General features: G+C 69.3%; 16 protein-coding genes. 10 read left to right on the top strand and 6 right to left on the bottom strand.

Translation table 11 applies throughout. The annotated features are described in order from the left end of the window. Window positions 1-179: 179 nt before the first annotated feature. Window positions 180-1,619, top strand: a complete 1,440-nt coding sequence (locus EX88_RS0116475; RefSeq protein WP_031373089.1) for an amidohydrolase family protein — start codon at window positions 180-182, stop codon at window positions 1,617-1,619. Window positions 1,620-1,753: 134 nt separating this feature from the next. On the opposite strand, the gene EX88_RS0116470 is transcribed toward EX88_RS0116475, so the two are convergent. Next, window positions 1,754-2,524, bottom strand: a complete 771-nt coding sequence (locus EX88_RS0116470; protein WP_036149199.1) for an AraC family transcriptional regulator — start codon at window positions 2,522-2,524, stop codon at window positions 1,754-1,756. 96 nt (window positions 2,525-2,620) lie between these two features. On the opposite strand from EX88_RS0116470, the gene EX88_RS0116465 reads away from it, so the two are divergent. From EX88_RS0116465 to EX88_RS0116455, 3 genes are all read left to right on the top strand, one after another. Continuing rightward, complete coding sequence (locus EX88_RS0116465; protein WP_031373087.1) at window positions 2,621-3,520, top strand: DMT family transporter; 900 nt, start codon at window positions 2,621-2,623, stop codon at window positions 3,518-3,520. A 221-nt stretch (window positions 3,521-3,741) separates the two neighbouring features. After that, complete coding sequence (locus EX88_RS0116460) at window positions 3,742-4,386, top strand: peroxiredoxin family protein (protein WP_051885205.1); 645 nt, start codon at window positions 3,742-3,744, stop codon at window positions 4,384-4,386. A 163-nt stretch (window positions 4,387-4,549) separates the two neighbouring features. Next, entirely contained in the window at window positions 4,550-4,771 is a 222-nt protein-coding gene (locus EX88_RS0116455; RefSeq protein WP_031373085.1) for a hypothetical protein, read from the top strand. A gap of 58 nt (window positions 4,772-4,829) precedes the next feature. Here the strand turns inward: EX88_RS0116455 and EX88_RS26100 are convergent, their stop codons facing one another. Next, window positions 4,830-5,027, bottom strand: a complete 198-nt coding sequence (locus tag EX88_RS26100) for a hypothetical protein (RefSeq protein WP_152566315.1) — start codon at window positions 5,025-5,027, stop codon at window positions 4,830-4,832. Window positions 5,028-5,220: 193 nt separating this feature from the next. On the opposite strand from EX88_RS26100, the gene EX88_RS0116445 reads away from it, so the two are divergent. From EX88_RS0116445 to EX88_RS0116435, 3 genes are all read left to right on the top strand, one after another. Beyond that, window positions 5,221-8,562, top strand: a complete 3,342-nt coding sequence (locus tag EX88_RS0116445) for a winged helix-turn-helix domain-containing protein (protein ID WP_031373084.1) — start codon at window positions 5,221-5,223, stop codon at window positions 8,560-8,562. Further along, window positions 8,559-8,987 (top strand): hypothetical protein, encoded by a 429-nt coding sequence (locus EX88_RS0116440; RefSeq protein WP_031373083.1) that lies wholly within the window; start codon window positions 8,559-8,561, stop codon window positions 8,985-8,987. The genes EX88_RS0116445 and EX88_RS0116440 overlap by 4 nt, the downstream gene beginning before the upstream one ends. Window positions 8,988-9,532: 545 nt before the next feature. After that, window positions 9,533-10,939 (top strand): hypothetical protein, encoded by a 1,407-nt coding sequence (locus EX88_RS0116435; RefSeq protein ID WP_031373082.1) that lies wholly within the window; start codon window positions 9,533-9,535, stop codon window positions 10,937-10,939. Between the two features lie 40 nt (window positions 10,940-10,979). Here the strand turns inward: EX88_RS0116435 and EX88_RS0116430 are convergent, their stop codons facing one another. Genes EX88_RS0116430 through EX88_RS0116415 form a run of 4 tightly spaced genes read right to left on the bottom strand, consistent with a single transcriptional unit; the run spans window position 10,980 to window position 15,592 of the window. Next, window positions 10,980-12,620 (bottom strand): hypothetical protein, encoded by a 1,641-nt coding sequence (locus tag EX88_RS0116430; protein ID WP_031373081.1) that lies wholly within the window; start codon window positions 12,618-12,620, stop codon window positions 10,980-10,982. Then, the gene (locus tag EX88_RS0116425) at window positions 12,617-14,119 is read right to left on the bottom strand and encodes a hypothetical protein (RefSeq protein ID WP_051885204.1); all 1,503 of its coding nucleotides are present in this window, start codon (window positions 14,117-14,119) and stop codon (window positions 12,617-12,619) included. Before EX88_RS0116425 ends, EX88_RS0116430 begins: the two co-directional genes overlap by 4 nt. A 10-nt stretch (window positions 14,120-14,129) precedes the next feature. Beyond that, on the bottom strand, window positions 14,130-14,891 hold the full coding sequence (locus EX88_RS0116420) for a PP2C family serine/threonine-protein phosphatase (RefSeq protein ID WP_031373079.1): 762 nt from the start codon (window positions 14,889-14,891) through the stop codon (window positions 14,130-14,132). Between the two features lie 17 nt (window positions 14,892-14,908). Further along, the gene (locus tag EX88_RS0116415; RefSeq protein ID WP_051885203.1) at window positions 14,909-15,592 is read right to left on the bottom strand and encodes a vWA domain-containing protein; all 684 of its coding nucleotides are present in this window, start codon (window positions 15,590-15,592) and stop codon (window positions 14,909-14,911) included. 197 nt (window positions 15,593-15,789) lie between these two features. Between EX88_RS0116415 and EX88_RS0116410 the strand changes: the two genes are divergently transcribed. The 3 genes from EX88_RS0116410 to EX88_RS0116400 all read left to right on the top strand — a co-directional run bounded on the left by EX88_RS0116410 (window position 15,790) and on the right by EX88_RS0116400 (window position 20,426). Next, on the top strand, window positions 15,790-16,914 hold the full coding sequence (locus EX88_RS0116410) for an aromatic ring-hydroxylating oxygenase subunit alpha (RefSeq protein WP_081931111.1): 1,125 nt from the start codon (window positions 15,790-15,792) through the stop codon (window positions 16,912-16,914). Window positions 16,915-16,918: 4 nt separating this feature from the next. Continuing rightward, window positions 16,919-18,199, top strand: a complete 1,281-nt coding sequence (locus EX88_RS0116405; protein WP_031373076.1) for an amino acid permease — start codon at window positions 16,919-16,921, stop codon at window positions 18,197-18,199. A 145-nt stretch (window positions 18,200-18,344) separates the two neighbouring features. Beyond that, window positions 18,345-20,426, top strand: a complete 2,082-nt coding sequence (locus EX88_RS0116400; protein ID WP_031373075.1) for a phosphocholine-specific phospholipase C — start codon at window positions 18,345-18,347, stop codon at window positions 20,424-20,426. The last annotated feature ends 195 nt before the right edge of the window (window positions 20,427-20,621 follow it).

Here is a 20,621-nt window from a genome sequence, read left to right as displayed (position 1 = left end):
CGGGCGGCGGATCGCCGTCATTATGGACATGGCCGGGTCTGGCGGAGTGGCATTCGGTCCGAGATCGCGAAGCCGGAGCCATACCGGCCTCGGGCACAATGCCGATGCGGCTAGTGCTCGCGCCTGTGCCGCTTCCCGTTCTGGCCGCCCCTGCGGCGGCCGCGCTTCCGGAGTTCCGCATGCCCCCGCCGATCCGCCTGTCCGCCGCCTTACTGCTCGCGCTTTCGTCCACCGCCGCGGCTGCCGCCGAACGCGTCGACTTGCTGATCCGGCATGCCAACGTGATCGACGTCGCCGACGGCCGGACCCGCGCCGACCAGGCGATCGCCGTGCGCGGCGATCGCATCGTCGCCATCGTCGACGACGCCAAGGCCAAGCGCTACCAGGCCGCGCAGACCGTCGAAGCCCAGGGCAAGTACGCGATCCCGGCGCTATGGGACATGCACGTCCACTTCGGCGGCGGCGACAAGCTGATCGAAGAGAACAAGAACCTGCTGCCGTTGTACGTGGCCCACGGCATCGCCGCGGTGCGCGACGCCGCCGGCGACCTCAGCCCGAGCGTGTTCGAGTGGCGCGACGCGATCGCCGCCGGCCGCCTCGACGGCCCGACGATCTATACCTCGGGCCCGAAACTGGAAGGCTACAAGTCGATCTGGCCCGGCGACATCGAAGTCGGCAATGCCGCCGAGATTTCCAAGGCGCTCGACCGACTGCAGGGCTGGAAGGTCGATTTCGTCAAGATCACCGACAACACCTTGTCGCCGGAGCTGTTCCTCGACGCCCTCGAGCAGGCGCACGCACGCGGCCTGCGCACCTCGGCGCACGTGCCGTTCACCCTCACCATCGATACGGTCAGCGCGGCCGGGCTCAGTTCGATCGAACACATCGACTACGCCTACAAGGCCGGCTCGCCGCAGGAAGCCGAGATCGGCGCGATGGTCGCGCGCGGCGAGATAGACAGCCGCGAAGGCTGGAACCGGATCCAGGCCAGCTTCGACGAGGACACCGCGCGTGCAGCCTATCGGCGCCTGGCCCAACGCGGCACCGCGGTCACCCCGACCCTCAACGGCAGCTTCGTTACTACTTATCTGGATCGCGACGACCACCGCGGCGATACCTATCTGCGCTATATCGGCCCCGGCCTGCAGGCGACCTACGCCTGGCGCGTCGAACGCGCGGCCAAGGACGACGCTGCGGCGATCGAGCGCCGCCACCAACGCTATGAACGCAGCGCAGCGATCCTGCCCTTGTTGCAGTCCTCCGGGGTCGCGATCCTCGCCGGCACCGATGCGGGTTTCCTGAACTCCTTCAATTACCCCGGCATCGGCCTGCACGACGAGTTGCAGCGCTTCGTCGACAACGGCCTGACCCCGTTGCAGGCGCTGCAGGCCGCGACCATCAACGGCGCCCGCTTCCTCGGCCAGGAGCGCCTGCACGGCCGCCTCGCCGCCGGCAAGGCCGCCGACATCGTCCTGCTCGACGCCGACCCGTTGCGCGACATCGCCGCGACCCGGCGCATCGACAGCTTCGTGTTGCGCGGCAAGATTCACGACCGCAAGGCGCTGGACGCGATGCTGGAAGAGGTGCGCAAGAAGGTGGCGACGCAGACCGCGCCGTAGCCTTTGTAGGAGCGACGTCCTGCTGGATTTCCTTCGGTCATGAGTCGCGACCACGACCTCGCAACAATGGCGCAAGCGTGATTCTCGGTCGCGGCTCGCGCCGCTCCTACTCTTGAAGCCCGCCGGCTCGTCCCTCAACGCCGGAACTTCTGCGGCGTGGTACCGCTGAACTGCTGGAACATGGCGATGAAGGCCGAAGCGCTGGCATAGCCCATCGCCACCGCCACCTGTTGCACGCTGCGGCCCTGCTCCAACAACGGGATCGATTGCTGAAAACGCAGACGCTGGCGCCATTGGCTGAACGACATGCCGAGTTCGTCGCGGCAGCGCCGGCTCAGGGTGCGCTCGGTGGTGTGCACGCGCTGCGCCCACTGCTCCAGGGTGGTGTTGTCGCCGGGATGATGCTGCAAGGCATCGAGGATCGGCCCGAGCAAACGGTCTTCGCTCTGCGGCACGAAGCGCGACAGCATCGGCGTGGCCAGCAACTTGTCGATCAAGACCCGCGCCAGGCGCCGGTCGGCCGCGGTGTCGGGCACTTCGATGCCGCGATCGAACAAGTCCTCGACCCCGGCGATGAACAAAGGATGCAGACGCACGATGCCCGGCGCTTTCGGCAGCATCGGCGTGTAGCGCTCGGCGATATTGATCAGGCGGCACTGCACCTCGCGCCGGTTGTGCGAGCTGTGGTCCATCTTCGGCGGGATCCACACCGCGTAGCCGGGCGGCGCGAAGAACGGCTGCTCCTCGATCAGGAAGGCCATGCTGCCGGACTCGACGAAGGCCAACTGGCCCCAGGGGTGCTGATGCAGGGCGCTCTCGGTATCGACCGCCAAGGCCTCGTAACGCAGCAGCAGGGGGCCCGGCAGGGAGCGGTAGGGATAGTGGAAGCGGCGGCTGTTGCGCATCTTGTCCGGGCCTCGCTACGGCTTGTCTGGTTATCGACATCTGTCGATTACCCGACATTCTAGAATGAGCCGCCCCACGTTGTACGGAACACCGCAATGCATTTGTTACTGCCGATCCTGGCCACGCTGATCTGGGCCGGCAACACGATCGTCAACAAGCTGTCGGCCGGCGCGATCGAGCCGGCGGCGATTTCGTTCTACCGCTGGCTGGTCGCCCTGCTCGTCCTCACTCCCTTCATGCTGCCGCGGGTGTGGAAGCTGCGCGCCCAGGTGCGTCCGCACTGGCGCAAGTTGATCGTGCTCGCCGCGCTCGGCATGGTCATGTACCAGTCGCTGGCCTACTTCGCCGCGCACAGCGTCAGCGCCATGTCGATGGGCCTGATCGTCGCCGCGATTCCGCCGATGACGATGGTAATCGGCATGTTCGTGCTGAAGACGCGTCCTTCGCCGGGCATGTTGATCGGCGCGTTGATTTCCTTCGCCGGCCTGAGCTGGCTGCTCAGCGGCGGGCACCCTGCGCGATTACTGCAGCAGGGCCTGGGCCGCGGCGAACTGATGATGCTGCTGGCCGCGTCCTCGTACGCGCTGTACGGCGTGCTGGTGAAGCGCTGGGCGCTGCCGATCCCGAACGGCGAGTCGCTGTACCTGCAAGTCCTGTGCGGCAGCGTGCTGTTGCTGCCGGGCTTCCTGCTGGCGCCGTCGGTGGCCTTGACCGCGCAGAACCTGCCGCTGGTGCTGTACGCCGGTCTGCTGGCCTCGACCGTGGCGCCGTGGTTCTGGATGCACGGCCTGCTGCGCCTGGGCGCGGACAAGACTTCGGTGCTGATGAACCTGACCCCGGTGTTCACCGCCGTGTTCGCCGTGCTATTCCTGGGCGAGCCCTTGCAGACCTATCACTGGATCGGCGGCGTGCTGACCTTGCTCGGCGTCGCGACCGCCCAGGCCTTGCGCCAGCGTCCGGCGGCGCCGCTGCGGGCGCAGGAATGCGCGAGCTGACGGCCACGATTGCTTGGCTTGGGTAGGAACGGCGCCCTTCTGGAATTTCTTTCGGTCACAAGGCACGACCGGTCTGCGGACGGTCCCTCGCGGCCTGCCGCAGGCCGCGGCTTACGCCGCTCCTACCCTCGAACGGCTCGTCGCTCCGCTCCCGCCATGCGCGCATCGCCATTGTGAGCCTCGTCAAGTTCGGCATTGACACTCGCTGTTAGGGTCGTGACATGTCGTCGCCATCCGACATCGAAACATCGGCCTCGCGGTCCGGTCAGCGCCTGCTCTGGGCCGCGCTGATCGTCGCCACCGCGCTCGTCGTCGCGCTCGGCTGGCAGGTCGGACGCCTGCGCGACGATCAACAATGGCTGGTCGATCGCGTCACCCAACCCTATGTCGGCATGTACGTGCCGCGCGTCGCCCTGCAGTCGCTGGACGGGCGCGCGCGCGAGCTCGGCCAGCCGCCCGGCGACAGCCAGGTGGTGTTTTTCTTCACCACCACCTGCCCGCATTGCCGCGCCTCGCTGCCGCAGCTGAAACTCGCCGCGTCGCAGTTGCAGGCCGCTTCCGGCGGCGGCGCCGAACTGATCGGCGTGGCCTTCGCCTCGCCCGAACAGACCCGCCGTTATGCCGACGAACACGGGCTCGACTTTCCCTTGATCGCCCACGACGACCGCCGCACCTCGGCGCTGTTCCGCGCGCGCAAAGTGCCGTCGCTGCTGGTGATCGGCCGCGACGGGCGGGTCCGCTACCAGCACGTCGGCGCGATCAACAGCAAACAGACCTTGCAGGAACTGCTGCGCGCAGTGCGGCCCGCGTCGCCGTCGCGCGCCGCCGTGCAGGCCGCGGTCGCCGCCCCGGCGGTGCCGCGATGAACCCTGCAGCGTCGAGGGACTCGACGCTGCGGCGGGTGCCCCGGCATCCGCCAACGACGCGGCCCTGGCCGCGTGCCCCGGCCGGACCGGCATCGTGCCGGGCTCCGGCGTATCCGCCGCGGTCTTGGGAGAGGGCGCGGCGAACATCGACAGGAGCTCAGTAATGAAGAAGCGCAATCGTGGTGTCCGTGTCGTCCTCGCCGCCCTGCTGTTCTCCGCGGCGATGGGCTTCGGCGCCTTCCAGGTGATCGCCGGCAACGGCGCCGCACCGGCCCAATCGGAATCGTGCAACTCGTTCGCGTGTCGCAGCGAGTGCCCGGAATTCGGCGGCGAACTCGGCCCCGGCGGCCCGGGCCGTCCGCTGGTCTGCTATTGCTGCGGCTGATCCCCCTCGGCCGCAAGCGTCTGCCGGCCGCAGGGGGGTGGCCCCCGGCCGGCTTTTTTTATTCCGCATCCGCCTTGAAGCGGAGCCCGGCATCGGTCGCGACGGTCGGCGCCTGGCTGCCGCCCAGGTACGAGACCGGCGTGTGCGCCAGCCCCACGCAAAATCGGTTGTTTGCCGGCCACCCCGGCATCCGATCAAGCCGATTCGATGCCGTGTCACTGAAATTCGTGATCCAGCACACACGGATGCGCGACATTTTGCTAGCTTGCGCATGGATTCAGTGAACTCCCCGCCTGACGTCGCGATGGGGCGCGACGACACCGGCGGCCTTTCGCCTGTTGCGCCGGCTCGTAACGAGCGGCGGTTACGGATGACGGGGCACGCATGAAGCCTTCATGCGCCTTTGGCCCCGCACATCGACCGCCCCAATCTCACGAGCGTGCCCTGCGATGCATCAACGCATCGACCGGATCAAGAACCTGGCATCGGTATCGCAGTTCCGCATCGGCGCGCTGTTGGTACAGCCCGATCGTCTGTCGATCGTCCGCGAAGGCGTAACCACCGCGCTCGAACCGCGCATGATGGAAGTGCTGGTCGCCCTGGCCGAGCGCGCGGGCGAAGTCATCAGCGCCGAGCAACTGCTGATCGAGATCTGGCGCGGCACCTTCTACGGCGACAACCCGGTCCACAAGACCATCGCCCAGTTGCGGCGCCGACTCGGCGACCGCAGCCGCGAACCCGACTACATCGAGACCATCCGCAAGCGCGGCTATCGCCTGGCTGCGCGGGTCAGCTTTCCCGACGACTACCGCAGCGGCCTGCCGCGCGCGGCGGCGTGGACCGAGGGCAGCCCTTACGTGGGTCTGCGTTCGTTCGACCAGGCCCATGCCGGGGTGTTCTTCGGCCGCGGCCGCGCGACCGCCGAGTTGCTCGCGACCTTGCGCGAACAAGTCGACAGCCAACGCCGCTTCGTCCTGGTCTCCGGCGCCAGCGGTTGCGGCAAGACCTCGCTGCTGCGCGCCGCGGTGATGCCGCTGTTGCAGCAGGACGGCGGTTTCGACGGTCTGCATGCGCTCAGCAGCGTCTACTTCGACCTCGGCGCCTGCCGCGGCGGCGACCTGCTCGCGCGTTTGGCCCAGGCCTTGTGCGGCTGGTCGTTACTGGGGCGGCCGGTGTTCCTGGAGACCGAGACCGAGGCGCTGGAACAGCAGTTGCGCGCCGCGCCCGAACAGGTCCAGGCCCGCATCGAAGACGCCTTCCTGCGCATGACCGGGCACCGCGCCGAACGCGCCCACCTGTTGCTGGTGATCGACCACAGCGAGGCCGTCGTCGCCGAACCGGCCATCGACGCCCGCGACCGCAGCGATTTCGGCGCGGCGATGGCGGCGCTGTGCGGCTGCAGGCACGTCGCCGCGATCGCGATCACCCGCAGCGATTTCTATCCGCGCCTGATCGAAGCCGTGCCCGGCCTGGCCGAACTCAAGGCCGGCGACGGCCATATCGATCTGTTGACCCCGCGCGTGGGCGAGATCGGCCAGATCATCCGCGCCCCCGCCGCGCTGGCCGGCCTGAGTTTCGAGGAAGACCCGGAAAGCTCGGTCCGGCTCGACGACGTGCTGCGCGACGCCGCCGCCGAGCATCCCGATTCGTTGCCGTTACTGCAGCACACCCTGCAGGCCTTGTACGAGCGCCAAGACGAAGGCGGCGTGTTGAGCCTGCGCACTTACCGCGAGCTCGGCGGGCTGGAAGGCGCGCTGGCGCACCGCGCCGAACAGGTGTACGCCGACTTGCCGGCGACCGCGCAAGCCAGCCTGGAACGCGTGCTTGCGGCCTTGATCGTGATCCGCCCCGACAGCGATGCGATCACCGCGCGACGAGTGCTGTGGTCGGCGCTCGACGATGCCGCGGCACGCGAGCTGGCCGAAGCCTTCGTGCGCGCGCGGCTGTTCGTCGGCGAACTCAGCGGCGGCGAGCCGGGCTTCGGCGTCGCCCACGAGGCGCTGTTGCGGCAGTGGCCGCGCGCGCGCGAATGGGCCGGCGACAACCGCCAGTTGCTGCAGGCGCGCGAACGCCTGCAGCGCGCGGCGCGGCGCTGGGCCGGCGAAGGCCGCCGTTCCGATCACCTGCTCAATCCCGGCCGCCCGCTGGCCGAAGCGCGCGAGGCCGCGCGCCGTCTGCCGGCCGACCTGGCCGCGGCCGACCTCGAATTCCTGCGCGCCAGCGAACGCCAGCAACGGCGCAAGCAATGGCTGCGGGTCGGCGCGATCGGCGCTCTGGCGGCACTGACCCTGGCCTCGGTCGGCCTGGGCCTGCAGGCCTTGCAAGCGCGGCGCGAAGCCGAACAACGCCGCGACCAGGCCCAGCAACTGGTCGGTTTCATGCTCGGCGACCTCGCCGAACAACTGCGCCCGATCGGCAACCTGCAACTGCTCGACAGCGTCGGCAGCCAGGCCCTGACCTATCTGGAACGCATGCCGGAAGCCGACATGCAACCGCGCGAACTGGTCAACCATGCGCGCGCCCTGCGCACGGTCGGCGAAGTACTGATGAACCTGGCCCGGTTCGACGAGGCCAACGCCGCCTTCGAGCGTGCCGCCGAAGCGGTGGCGCGGGCGCGCCGGGAAACCCCCGACTCGCTGGAGGCCCTGGCCGAATCCGGCACGGTCGCCTACTGGCAGGGATACTACGACTTCCGCCAGAAACGCATGGATCCGGCGCACGCGCATTGGCTCGACTATCTGCGCGCGGCCGAGCAATTGGTCGCGCGCGCGCCGACCGACCCGCGCTGGCAGCTCGAACTGTCGTATGCGCTGAACAATCTCGGCACCCTGGCCAACAGCCGCCAGCGCACCGACGAGGCCGCGGAACTGTTCGCGCGTTCGGTCGCGATCAAGCGCGAGCTGATCGCCCGCAAGCCCGACGACAAGTCGCTGCGTTACGAACTGGTCGACAGCCTGTCCTGGCTCAGCACCGCGCAGGAGTCGCGCGGTCAACTCGAAGCGGCCGCCGCCGGCTACGCCCTGCAGACCCGGATGCTGCGCGAACTGGTCGCCGACGAACCCGACGCCAATGCCTGGCGACGCAAACTCGCGACCGCGTTGTTGCGCAGCTCGATCCTGGCGCTGGATCGGGGCCGGATCGAGGAGGCCGCTCGCGATGCCGAGGAAACCCGGTCCCTGTTGCGCCAACTGGTCGAGCAGCAACCCGACAACCGCACCTGGCGCCGCGACCTCGCCCATGCCCAAGCCCACGCCGGCTGGATCGACGCGTTGCGCGGCGCGCATGCGCCGGCCGTCCAGCAAATGCGCGAAGCGCTGAGCACCTTGGCGCCCTTGCTCGCGCAAACCGAATCGCTGCCGGAATGGCGCCGGCTCGATGCCGTCGTGCGCCTGCGCCTGGCCCAGGTGGAGAGCGCTGCCGCAACGACGCCGTGGCCGGCGCAGATCGACCGCGCCGTGGCCGACCTCGAAGCCCTGCACTCGGGCGGCAGCGACGCCGCCAGTCTGTCGACCCTGGCGCGCGCCTTGGTTTCGCGCGGCGAACGCTTGGCCGCCGTGGGCCAACGCGAGCGCGCCCTGGCCGACTGGAAGCGCGTGCGCGGGCTGCTCGCGGCGAGCGCGCCGCAGTCGCGCGACCGCTTCCTGCTCGACACCTGGATTCGCGCGCAGATCCACCTCGACGCCCACGCCGACGTTGCGCGCCAGATCGAATGGCTGCGCCGCAGCGGCTACCGCCACCCGGATTTCATCGCCTTCTACGCTCCACCCACCCGCCAGGAAGCCCTGCAATGACTCAGAAGTCCAAGAACAAGACCAAGACCAAGCCGGCCACGCTCGAGATCGAACTCACCGTCGCCCATGTGGTGTTCGGCGGCAACGCCGCGCAAGGCCGTTACTTCTACAGTTTCTCGCCCGACGTAGTCACCGTCGGCAAGGACCAGAGCCCGGTCAAGATCACCTACCGCCTCGAAAAAGAAGTGTCCAAGGATCTTAAGATCGAGGGCGTGCTGAACTCCGATGCCAAGGACCAGATCTACGACACCAAGATCGCCGCCGACGGACGCAGCGCCAGCATGATGAACCGCAACGACACCCAGACCCTGATCTTCTTCTCGGTGCTGGTGCGCGACCACAAGCGCGGCGTCCTGGTCGCCTGCGACCCCCAAGTCGGCAACGACCCGGAAATCACCCCGCAGGCCGGCAAGCGCAAGCGCTGACCCGCCGCGGCCTGTCGACGGCGCTGCGCCCGCACCGCGAGCGCAGCGGCGACCGACCGCCGGAAACCGCAGCGGCCGTTACCCAACGGCCGCTGCCCATGTTGGCGGTTCGACCGCCTCGTTCGTCTCCCGCTTCGGCACCGATCCGGCGCTGTCGCCCGGCGGCCGGCAGAAGACTCTGGATGTTCGGCCATCGCCGGAGAAGAGCCGAGCCCGCCTGCGTGGGAATGACGGGCTATCGACGGCCGCACCGCAATGCCGGCCAACGCCCGGCCCACGTCGCGAACGACGCAAAGCGGCCAGAACCCGCGCCGACGACGGCGAGCGAACCTGTTCGTTCGCCTCCGGCAAGGCTCGACCTGTTGCACCAAGACATTGATCTAACAGGGAAAAACCGACCGTAAGGTTGCCGTAAGGCAGGCCGGACGCGCTGCGAGGAATCTGCGCCGACCCGGACCGCCGCGTGCCGCCGCCGGGACCGATGCGCCGGCCGGCGCACGGTGTCCGGCACGAACCCGCCCCGGCGGATTCGCAGGAGCCCGGCCATGTCCGATTCCGACTATCCCTACACCTTGTCCGGCGACGGCGGCGACACGCTCGACTCGCAGGACGACATCGGCCCGCTCTCGCAGTTCCGCCACGGCGCCCAGGACCGGCGCCTGCTCGAACTCGCCCGCCTCGATGCCGGCCTGGCCGCCAACAACGATTTCGACGACAAGCCCTGGGGCCTGCTGTACCGGGCCCTGACCGATTCGATCGACGTCTCGCCGGACGACTTCCAACTGGTCTATCCGTCGACGCGTTGGGACTGGCCGCTCACCCAGGCCGGTTTCATCAGCGCCGCCCAGCACGACTTCTGCGCGACCGCGCCGCGCTGGAGCGCGATCGGCGCCTACGTCTCCAGCGGCGACCCGGTGCACCAGGCCTATCAGCAGTTCCTCAACGTGATCCCGGCCGCGACCGAATACCCGAGCCTACGCCAGCACCTGCACGACGCCGACGACGAACTGGTCGTGGCGACCAACCACTACACCCTGGCCACGACCTCGGCCGCCTCGGCCTACGCCAATCAAGTCGCCGACAACGAGCCCTGCTTCAGCGAGTGGCTGGGCCGCAGCGGCGGCCGTGGTTACCAGGCGCGCATCGTCGCCGCCGAGACCGCGATGAACCAGGCGCAGGCGCACTACTCGGCCTTGATCGCGCAGTGCGACGCGGTCGAACTCGGCGCGGCCCAGCGCCGTTGCGGCAGCGACGACTTTCACGTCCGCCTGGCCGATCTCAACCTGATCAAGATGGCCAAGGTCCCCGACTGGCAGGTCGAACACGACGCCGCCGACTGGGTCGCACGGGTCCAGGCCGGTCACGGCCCGGCCGGCGCCACCGTGGGTTTCAGCAACCGCGAGGCGCCCTACGATTTCGGCCGCAGTTGGGCCGGGCGCCAGGGCAAGATCCGCCAGTTGTTCTGGCAGGTGCGCATCAACGGCCGTTGGGAGCGCATCGACGAATTCGAGTTCGACAACCAACTCGAACTGTCGCTGGATTTCCAGGCGGTCGACCGGATCCGCATCGCCCCGGGCGGCTGGTACGACGGCGAATTCGCCCGCAGCATGATCGACGGCCCCTTCGTCCACGGCTACAGCCCGTTCGGCGACGAGCGCGGCCAGGCGGTGTTCGGCGAAAAAGGCTTCTTCGGCCTGGTCAAGAGCGGCATGGTCGTCGGCTACAAACCTAGTTTCAGCATCCGCACCACCACCTCGACCTTCCGCCGCTTCGCCAACGTCTTCAAGTTCGCCACCGGCTTGCGCATCGGCCCCTTCACCCTCGAAGCCGAAGGCGGCAGCGCGCGCGCCGGCTGGAAAGCCGACCCGGCGAGCCTGAGCTTCACCGGCACCACCACCTCGGAGGTGCCCTTGATCATCGGCGTGACCATCGCCGAGCTGCCGAACGCTTGAGCCTCGACCGCGCGCCGCGGCCAACAAGCCGCGCGAGCGCTCACGGACCGCGCAAGACCCAGCCGCAGTAACGGCCCGAGCAGGCGCCGCTGGAGGCATCGAGCAGCACCACGTTGCCCAAGTCGCCGCGCGGACGTTCGATCATCGCCGGCAATACCAGGATCGCCGGCGCGGAGCGGTCCAGCCCGCGCGGAAGATCGAAACCGCGCGCGATGCGATAGCGCGGCCAACCGGCGATGCGGGCATCGAAGGATTTTTGTCCGGCCGCCCCAACGCGCGCACGCCAGTGACTGAGGTCGAGCGGGCCGGCGACGACCAGGGCGCCACGACGCCAGGGAGTGGCCAGCAGCGCGGTCGTGCTCGGCGCGGCCTTCGTGCCGCGAAAAGCGACCGCGTCCAAGGCATCCGACAAGCGCGGGATCGTCGACAGATCGTCGGGCGCGGGCTCGACGGCGACACCGGCGCCGGTGCCGACCATCTTCTGCATCGTCGCTACCGCCGGCGGCAGGGACGGCAGCGGCCGGCGCGCCATCACCCGCACCGCGGCCGGGATCGACAGCCCATGCAGTTCCATCGCCACCTCCTGCGCGCGCGCCTGCAGGATCTGGAAACGCGGCGCGGCCTCGGCCCCGCCGGCGACGTCGATGCGTTGGCGCACCGCGCGCGAACCGGCGGCACGGCCGACTTGTTCGGCTTCGATCATCAAGGCGCCCAGGGCCAGGTCCGGCTGGTCGTAGAGCCAGGTCCAGGCCAGGCCGCGCCAGGCGCCGTCGAAGGTCGGGTTGGTGCGCAAGGCCTGCAAGAAATTCGCCCGCGCCGCGTCGCGCTGGCGGCGCAGGCTTTCGGCATCGACGATGTCGAGCGGCCGCTCCGCAGCGGCGCCATAGCGGCCGAGGCCGTCCATGAAAGCGCCGAGCCGCCAGATGCCGAGCTCGCGCGGCGGCAATGCGCGCGAAGGGTCGGCCGCCACCGCCGCGGACAAATAGTGCTCGATCGGCTCGATGCGCTCGGCGCCGGCGCCCGGCTGCAAGGCCGCCGAGGCTTCGCGATACAACCGCATCGCACCGTCGTAGCGGTCGGCATCGCGCTTCGCGTTCGATCCCTGCGCCTGCACCGCGATCATCGCGAGCTGCTGGCGATAGAAGGAATCGCCGTGCGCGGCGCTGCTCGCGGCGCCGCGGATGAGGGCATCGATCTCGGCCTCGCGTTCGCGCGCCGAACGCGGCGGCGGCGGCGAGACCGCCGCGGGCGCCGGCGACGCCAGCGCATCGGCCATCGCCGAAGGCTCGGCGGGCGCGGCCGGCACGCCGCCGACGATCGCATCGGCGGGGAAGCGCTGCGCGTTGCGCGCCGGCGCGACCAGGATCGCGACCACGGCGAACCCCGCCACCACCACGCCGATGCGCAGTTCGCGGTCGTTGTGCTCGATCGAGCGCATCAGCACCGCGATCAGGCTGGGCACCGCCGCCATCAACAAGGCGAGGTTGAACCAGCGCTCGTCGCGGCTGTGCAGCGGCGAGGACACCCAATGCCCGGCCACGTCCATCGCCCACAGCGGCAAGGACATCAACCAGCCGGTGAACGGCGCCAGCAGGATCAAGGTGAAGAACAGCAGCACGGCCAGCTTGCCCCAGGCCATGCGGGTGTAGCGGAAACGCTGCAAGGGCTTGGGCCGGCTCATCGGTTCTTGAGCATCCTCGGCAGGACCAGCATGAACACGCCGCAAGCGGCCAGAAACCCGGCGCCGAGCAAGGTCATCAGGATCGCGTTCATCCAGCCGTCGAGCGCGGCCGCGCCCGAGCTCGGCAGCAACTGGGCGTACAAGGCCTGCACGAACTGAGCGATCCGGGCGAACGACCAGGGCAGCGCCACCGCCAGGCTGACCCGCACTGCGATGCCGATTCGCGACGACCAAGGTTTACTCGCGACGGCCGCGCCAGACCCGCGTGGCCACCAGGACCGTTGCGCCTGCGCCACGTTCTGCGCGGTCTGCGCCTGCATCTGCGCCTGCATGCGGGTCAGTTGCGCCTGCATCTGGGCCATCTGCGCGGCGGTCACCGCAGAAATCGGCCCGCGCGCCCCGCGCCGACCGCCCGAAGGCTCCGGCCGCGGATTCGGTTTCGGCCGCGGCTTGGCGTTGCGCGCGGTCTTCGCGATCAGCTCGGCGCGCACGCAGGACGCGCACGGCTGGCTGGCGTAGTGCTGATGCTCGCGATTGCGCGCGCACACGACCAGGCGCCCGCTCGAAGGCTGCGCATAGCTACGCAAAGCGCGGCTCCACTCGGCCGCGCTCGGCCGCTGCTCGCCGTCCTTGCCGAAGGCGCGGTCGAACAACTCGCGCAGCTCCAGCGGGATCGCGGCATGCGCGCTGACCGGGCTCGGCGTCATCATCCGATGGGCGCGCAGGCCGTAGGCGTAATGCCGCTCGCGGATGCGCGCCGGGATGTCGGTCGGCACGCGGTCGGAAGCCGGCCGGCCGCTGTAGGGATGGATGCCGAAGTTCAACAACTGGAACACGACCACGGCCAGGGCGAAGCGGTCCTGGGTTTCCTCGCCGTCCGGACCGAGCTTGCGCGCCTGGAACTCCGGGGCGAGGTAATCCGGCGTGACCTGCGGCGCAGAGAAACGTTTGCCCTGACCCTGGATGCTGAAGCCGTCGCAGTCGAGCAAGGCGATGTACAGCGATGCGCGATAGAAGCGCAGGTTGACCGGCTTCAGGTCGACCACGTAGTGATGCTGCGCGTGCAGCGCGGCAAGCACCGCGCTGAGGTTGGCGGCCAGCGTGACCTTGGCGCCGAGCCCGACCGGCAGCCCGGCCGCGCGCGCCTGCCGCTCCTGCAGCACCTGTTCGAGTTCGGAGGTCGACTTCACGTCGAGCGCCGGCATGGTGAAACCGACGAAACGCCCGCGTTCGTCGCGCACCACCGCATGCGGCCAGGCGATCTGGACGTAACGCTTGCCGCCCTCGACCTGGTCGGGCAGATGCGGACGCAGTTCCAGCATCGCCTCGATGCGGTCGGTATAGCTCGGCGGGTCGACGCGCTCGTGATAGATCTTGGCGACGCTGTGGGCGTCGTCGGGCAGCAGGTATACGCTGCCCGCGCCGCCGCTCTTGATCAGCGCGCCCAGCGTCGAACGCCGAGGCCCGATCCGGATGCTGCTGCCGCTGCGCAGAGTCATGGCGCCCGGATCAGACCCGCAAGGCGATCAGCAAGGTCTTGTCGTCGGACGTGATGCCGTGCGTGCGCGGATCGTCGAGGGTGCCGAACAAGGCGCGGCTGCCCGCGTCTTCGTCGACCGAGGCCAGATAACGCGCGACCGGATCGATGAAGGGCCGGTACAGGCCGGCATTGCCCTTTTCCATCGCGAACGGCATCGCGCCGTCGGACATCAGGTTCAAGCGAGCGACCGGGTACGGCACGGCCAGCACGCGCAAATGCTCGCGCCAGGCCTCGCCGGTGACGAAGTAAGTTTCGTTGGCGTACTCGCCGTTCTCCGGCGCCGACACGCGGGCGGCATGCGTCTGCGCATCGGCCGCTTCGGCGACGCCGAGGCCGTCGCCGATGTGGAAAAACCAGCCGCGCTCCGCGTCGCCGACGAAGCCGACCAGGGTCGCGGCATAACTCGACAACTCCGCCTGCGCTGCGCCGGCCACGGCGATCAGCGCGGCACGCGCGTCGAGCACCGCGGCTGCCGCCAGTTCGAACACCGCCTGCTCGCTCGTCGCCGAAGCATCGCCCTGCTGCGCCCAGGCCGCGGCCAGGTTGCGCACCACCGTGTCGGCGGTCAGGCGCGAACCGACGTCGCTCGACGCCGCCGAACCCGCGCCGTCGCAGACCACCGCCACCAGGACGTCGCCGTCGGCGTGGAAAGCGAACGCGTCCTGGCAGGGAATGCCTTTGTCGAGATGCGATTTTCCGGTGGCCGATGCCGCATAGATCCGCCAGCCCATGGCCCGGGACCCGCCGCTCAGGTCGGCACCGACGACCAGGTGTCGGTCGAGGGCAACTGCGCCTGACCGCCCGGCCGCGACTGCGACACCACCTGCATGCTCGCGCTGAGCCACAGGAACAATTCGCGGAACTGCAGACCCTGCAGGCGCTTCACGCCGGCCGCGCCCTTGCTGCTGAACTGGGCCATGACCTTGTCCTGCGAGCCTTCGCCGACCGCGATCGGGAAGATCGCGACCTTGTTGGCCTGCTCGGCGTCGCGCGCCTGCTTGGCCGAGGTTTCCCAGGCGTCGGTCGGCGAGCCATCCGACATCAGGAACAGCCACGGCCGGGTGTAGGCGATGCCGGCCTGCTTGAAGCGCTGCTTTTCGTTTTCGACTTCGGCCAGGGCCAGTTCGATGGCGCGGCCTGTCGGCGTGGTGCCTTCGGCTTCCAGGGTCGGCGCGGTGAAATCCATCGCGTCGCACCAGTCGCCGACCACTTCGGCGGTGTCGAAACCACCGTAGCGCACCACCAGCACGCGCACGCGCTTGGCCGCGATCACGTCGGACTTGAGCTCCTGTTCGAGCAGCTTCAGGCCTTCGTTCAATTGCCGGACCGGCTCGCCGAGCATGCTGCCGGAGCAGTCGAGCACCAACACCAGCGGGGTGCGCTGCTCGGTGTTGTCGACCAGGGCTACATCGGGGATGACGGGCTGATTCATGGCATTCCTTTGCTGCATGGAGATAGGGGCCGAGTATAGCCACGAGCCGGGGTGGTCGGCGCGGGCCCAGGTCGCGGCGCGCCACATCGGCCTGCAAACGCCTGCGAACAGGCCCTGTGCGGCGGATACGGCCGCGCCTGCGTCGCGCCCATTCGCCGGGCCTAGGCGCGGCCCCTCTGCGGCGCGATACTCGGGCCATGACCGAGCCCGCCGCCCACGTCGCCGCCGCTGCCGATCTCGCTCCGCAGGCGCTCAGCCACGCCACCGCCCTGCCCGCGCACTACTACGTCGAGCCGGCCATGGCCGCGCGCGACCGCGCCACCATCTTCGACCCCGCCTGGCAGTTGATCGCCCATGTCTGCCAGTTGCGCGACGCCGGCGATCACGTCGTCGCCGACTTCGCCGGTCTGCCGGTGATCGCGGTGCGCGGCGCCGACGACGAGATCCGCGTCTTCCACAACGTCTGCCGGCATCGCGCCGGGCCGATCGCGAGTTGCGACGGCCTGGCCGCGCGTTCGCTGCGTTGCCGCTACCACGGCTGGACCTACGGCCTCGACGGCGTGCTGCGCTCGGCGCCGGAGATGGCGCAGGCGCCCGACTTCGATCCGGCGCAGATCCGCCTGCCGCAGTTGCGGGTGCGGGTCTGGCAGGGGCTGGTGTTCGCCGCTTCGCATCCGAATCTCGATTTCGACGAGTTCGTCGCCGGCATCGATGCGCGCATCGGCGCCGAACGCGGGCTCGAACACTACCGCCACCATCACCGGGTCGGTTACGACGTCGCCTGCAACTGGAAGGTCTACGTCGACAACTATCTCGAGGGCTACCACGTCCCGCACATCCATCCCGGCCTCAACCGCCTGCTGGATTACCGCAGCTACATCACCGAGACCGCGCGCTGGTATTCCTATCAATGGAGCCCGCTGGAAAGCGGCGACGGCCTGTACGGCAACGGCGACGCGCTGTACTACTGGCTGTGGCCGAACACCATGCTCAACATCCTGCCCGGGCGGCTGCAGACCAACCGGGTGGTTCCGATCGGCGTCGACCGTTGCCGGGTCGAGTTCGATTTCTACTACACCTCCGACGACTCGCTCGAGGCGCGCACGCGTCGCGAGGCCGACCTGGAATTCAGCGACGAAGTGCAGTTGGAAGACCTGACCATCTGCGCCGACGTGCAACGCGGGCTGGCCTCGGGCTCGTACGTGGCCGGACGCCTGAACCCCTTGCGCGAAAACGCCGTGCATCACTTCCAGGAGTTGTTGCGCGACGCCTATCGCGATGCCGGCCCGGCCGCGATTCCCGCCGCCTTGGTGGAGCGCTAGCCGCTTGCGGACCACGCCCGCGAGCGCACGCCCGCTGGGCCTGTGGACCGCGACGGCGCTGGTCGTCGGCAGCATGATCGGCAGCGGCGTGTTCCTGCTGCCGGCGGCGTTGGCGCCTTACGGCGGCGCCAGCCTGATCGGTTGGGCGATCACCTTGTGCGGGGCCTTGTTGCTCGCCTGGACCTTCGCCCGCATGGCGATGCGCTGGCCGCACAGCGGCGGGCCCTACACCTATGCGCATCGCGCCTTCGGCGACAGCGTCGGCTTCGTCGTCGCCTGGAGTTACTGGATCTCGATCTGGTGCGCCAACGCCGCCATCGCGGTGGCCTTCGCCGGCAGCCTCGGCGCGATTTCGCCGCAGCTGACCGCGACGCCCGCGCGTGCCGCGGCCTGCGCGCTGGCGGCGCTGTGGATCTGCGCCGCCGTGAACCTGGCCGGGGTACGCGAAGCCGGCCGCATGCAGCTCGTCACTACCGCCCTGAAATTGTTGCCGCTGTTGTTGTTCGGCGTGGTCGCGCTGTGGTGGCTCGATCCCGGCACGGCGTTTCGCCCGTTCAATCCCGGTGGCGGTTCATTGCCGCAGGTGGCCAATGCGACCGCGGCGCTGACCTTGTGGGCGCTGCTCGGCCTGGAAGCGGCGACCGTGCCGGCCGACGCCATCGCCGCCCCGGAACGCAACGTGCCGCGCGCGACCGTGATCGGGACCTTGCTCGCCGGCATCGCCACCATCCTCGCCTGCACCGTGGTGCTCGGCCTGGTGCCGGCCGAAACGCTGCGCCAATCGCCCTCGCCGATGGCCGATGCCGCGGCCTCGATCTGGGGCCCGGCCGCGGGCCTCGCCCTCGCCTCGGTCTCGGCGGTGTCTTGCTTCGGCGCGCTCAACGGTTGGACCTTGTTGTCGGGGCAACTGCCGCTGGCGGCCGCGCGCGACCGCGTGTTTCCGGCGTTCTTCGCCCGCGTCGATGCGCGCGGCACGCCCAGGCTCGGCATCGTGATCGGCGCCGCCCTGGCCAGTGCCCTGGTGCTGTCGAACTACAGCCGCACGCTGGTGCAGGTATTCACCTTCGCCATCCTGCTGTCGACCGCCGCGACCTTGCTGCCCTACGTCGCCGGCAGCGCGGCGTGGTTGCTGCGCGGCCAGGGCCGCAGCCGCATCGTCGCCGGCTTCGCCCTCGCCTTCAGCCTGTACGCGTTGTGGGGCATCGGCGCCGAGGCCTTGTCGTGGGGCGCGGTGCTGGTCGCGGCCGGACTGCCGGTGCATCTGCTGTTGCGACTGCGACGCTGAGCAGCACCGACCGGGCACACACAATGAGCGCTGGCGCACAAGTCGGCGCACCGCTCTCGCCGCGGTAACCGCGATGCCACGTTGCGCAAGCAGGCTGGGAGATCGGCCGCCCACCGATTCCCCCGAACGACTGCACGGATTACCCATGACCGACCAACAACGCCGCGACTTCCTGCGCAGCGCCGCCGGCGCCACCGCCGCCGGACTCGCCCTCAACCTGTTCCCGCCAAGCATCCAGAAAGCGCTGGCGATCCCCGCCGCGCGCGTCACCGGCACCATCCACGACGTCAAGCACGTGGTGATCCTGATGCAGGAGAACCGCTCCTTCGATCACTACTTCGGAGCGATGCGCGGCGTGCGCGGCTTCGGCGACCGCTTTCCGATTCCGCTGCCGAACGGAAAGCCGGTGTGGCACCAGCAAACCGCGCTAGGCCGCGAGATCCAGCCCTACCACCTCGACACCACGACCACGAGCGCGCAGCGCATCGGCGGCACGCCGCACACCTGGCCCGATTCGCAGGCGGCCTGGAACAACGGCCTGATGGACCGCTGGTTGCCGGCCAAGACCGAACGCTCGCTCGGCTATTACCGCCAGGCCGACATCCCGTTCCAGTACGCGCTCGCCAACGCCTTCACCCTGTGCGATGCCTACCACTGCTCGCAGCAGACCGGCACCAACCCGAACCGCCTGTTCCATTGGACCGGCACCAACAACCCGGCCGCCGACCGCGGCGGCCCGGCGATCGTCAACACCTTCGACGACTACGGCCCGGCCAATGAAGGTTACTGGTGGACGACCTATCCCGAGCGCCTTGAGCAAGCCGGGGTCAGTTGGAAGCTGTACCAGGACATGGACGACAACTTCACCGACAACCCGCTCGAAGGCTTCCGCCAGTTCCGCGCGGCGTTGCCGGGCTCGGCCTTGGCCGAGAAGGCGCTCAAGACCTGGACCCTCGACGACCTCGCCGCCGACGTGCGCAGCGGCCGCCTGCCGCAGGTGTCGTGGCTGGTCGCGCCGGCGAAATACTCCGAGCATCCGGGGCCGTCGGCGCCGATCTGGGGCGCGGACTACACCGCGCGCGTGCTCGACGCCCTGACCGCCGACCCCGAGGTCTGGGCGCGCACGGTGCTGATCGTCAACTTCGATGAGAACGACGGTTTCTTCGACCACGTTCCGCCGCCGGCGCCGCCTTCGCTCGACGGCCACGGCGGCTATCTCGGCGGCTCCACCGTCGACCTGCACGGCGAGCACCACCGCGCGCGCTCGGGCCCTTCGCACGGCACCTCCAACGACCCGCCGATCTATTACGACCGCCCCTACGGCCTCGGCCCGCGCGTGCCGACCTATGTGATCTCGCCGTGGAGCCGCGGCGGCTGGATCAATTCGCAGGTGTTCGACCACACCTCGGTGATCCGTTTCCTGGAACGCCGCTTCGGCGTCATGGAACCCAACATCAGCCCGTGGCGGCGCGCGGTCTGCGGCGACCTCACCAGCGCCTTCAATTTCGTCGACCCCAACCGCGAACCGATCCCGAACTTGCCCGACACCAGCAACGCCGACCGCATCGTCGCCGAACAAAGCCGTTTGCCGGCGCCGAAACCGCCCACGGTGGCGAGTGCGGCGCAACAGGAACGCGGCATCAAGCCCTCGCGCGCCCTGCCTTACGACCTGCAGGTCGGCGAACGCATCGATGTCGGCGCGCGCCGCGTGCGCCTGCATTTCGGCAACACCGGCCGCGCCAGCGCGGTGTTCCATGTCTACGACCTGCTCGACCCGAACGCGATCCCGCGCCGCTACACCGTCGAGCCCGGCAAGTCCTTGCACGGCGAGTGGGCGCTCGACAGCGACGGTGCCCGCGCCTATGCCTTGCAGGTGTTCGCACCGAACGGCTTTTTCCGCGAGTTCCGCGGCTCCTTGCACGGCGCCAACCCCTCGGCGACGACCGTGCCGGACCTGCGCCTGCGCCGCCGCAAACTGATCCTGGCCTTGCGCAACACCACTCACAAACCGGTGCGGCTGAGCATCGCCGACCAATACGGTTTGTACGAAGCGCGCCTGGAACGCCTGGGCCCGGGCACCACCCGCCAGCGCCCGATCCGCCTCGACGAAAGCCACCAGTGGTACGACTTCGTGCTCACCGACGCCAACGACCCGGAGTATTACCGCCGCCTCGCCGGCCGCATCGAAACCGGCGCGCACGGCATCACCGATCCGGGCCTGATCTGAACGACCATTCGCGGGATCGCCGCTGAGAAATCGCCGATGCGAAACGAAACGGCCGCCCCGCGCGAATCGCGGGGCGGCCGTTATCTCCAACGGCTTACGATGCGGCCGTCAAAACGCCAGTCGGTAGCTCGCCGACACGCCCCAATCCGCATCGCCGCCCGACGAGGATGCGCGTGCGCCGACGCCGAGCACCGA

It is taken from the genome of Lysobacter antibioticus (assembly GCF_000731095.1).
Lineage (GTDB): Bacteria > Pseudomonadota > Gammaproteobacteria > Xanthomonadales > Xanthomonadaceae > Lysobacter > Lysobacter antibioticus_B.
This window is presented reverse-complemented; position numbering and strand designations above follow the sequence as displayed.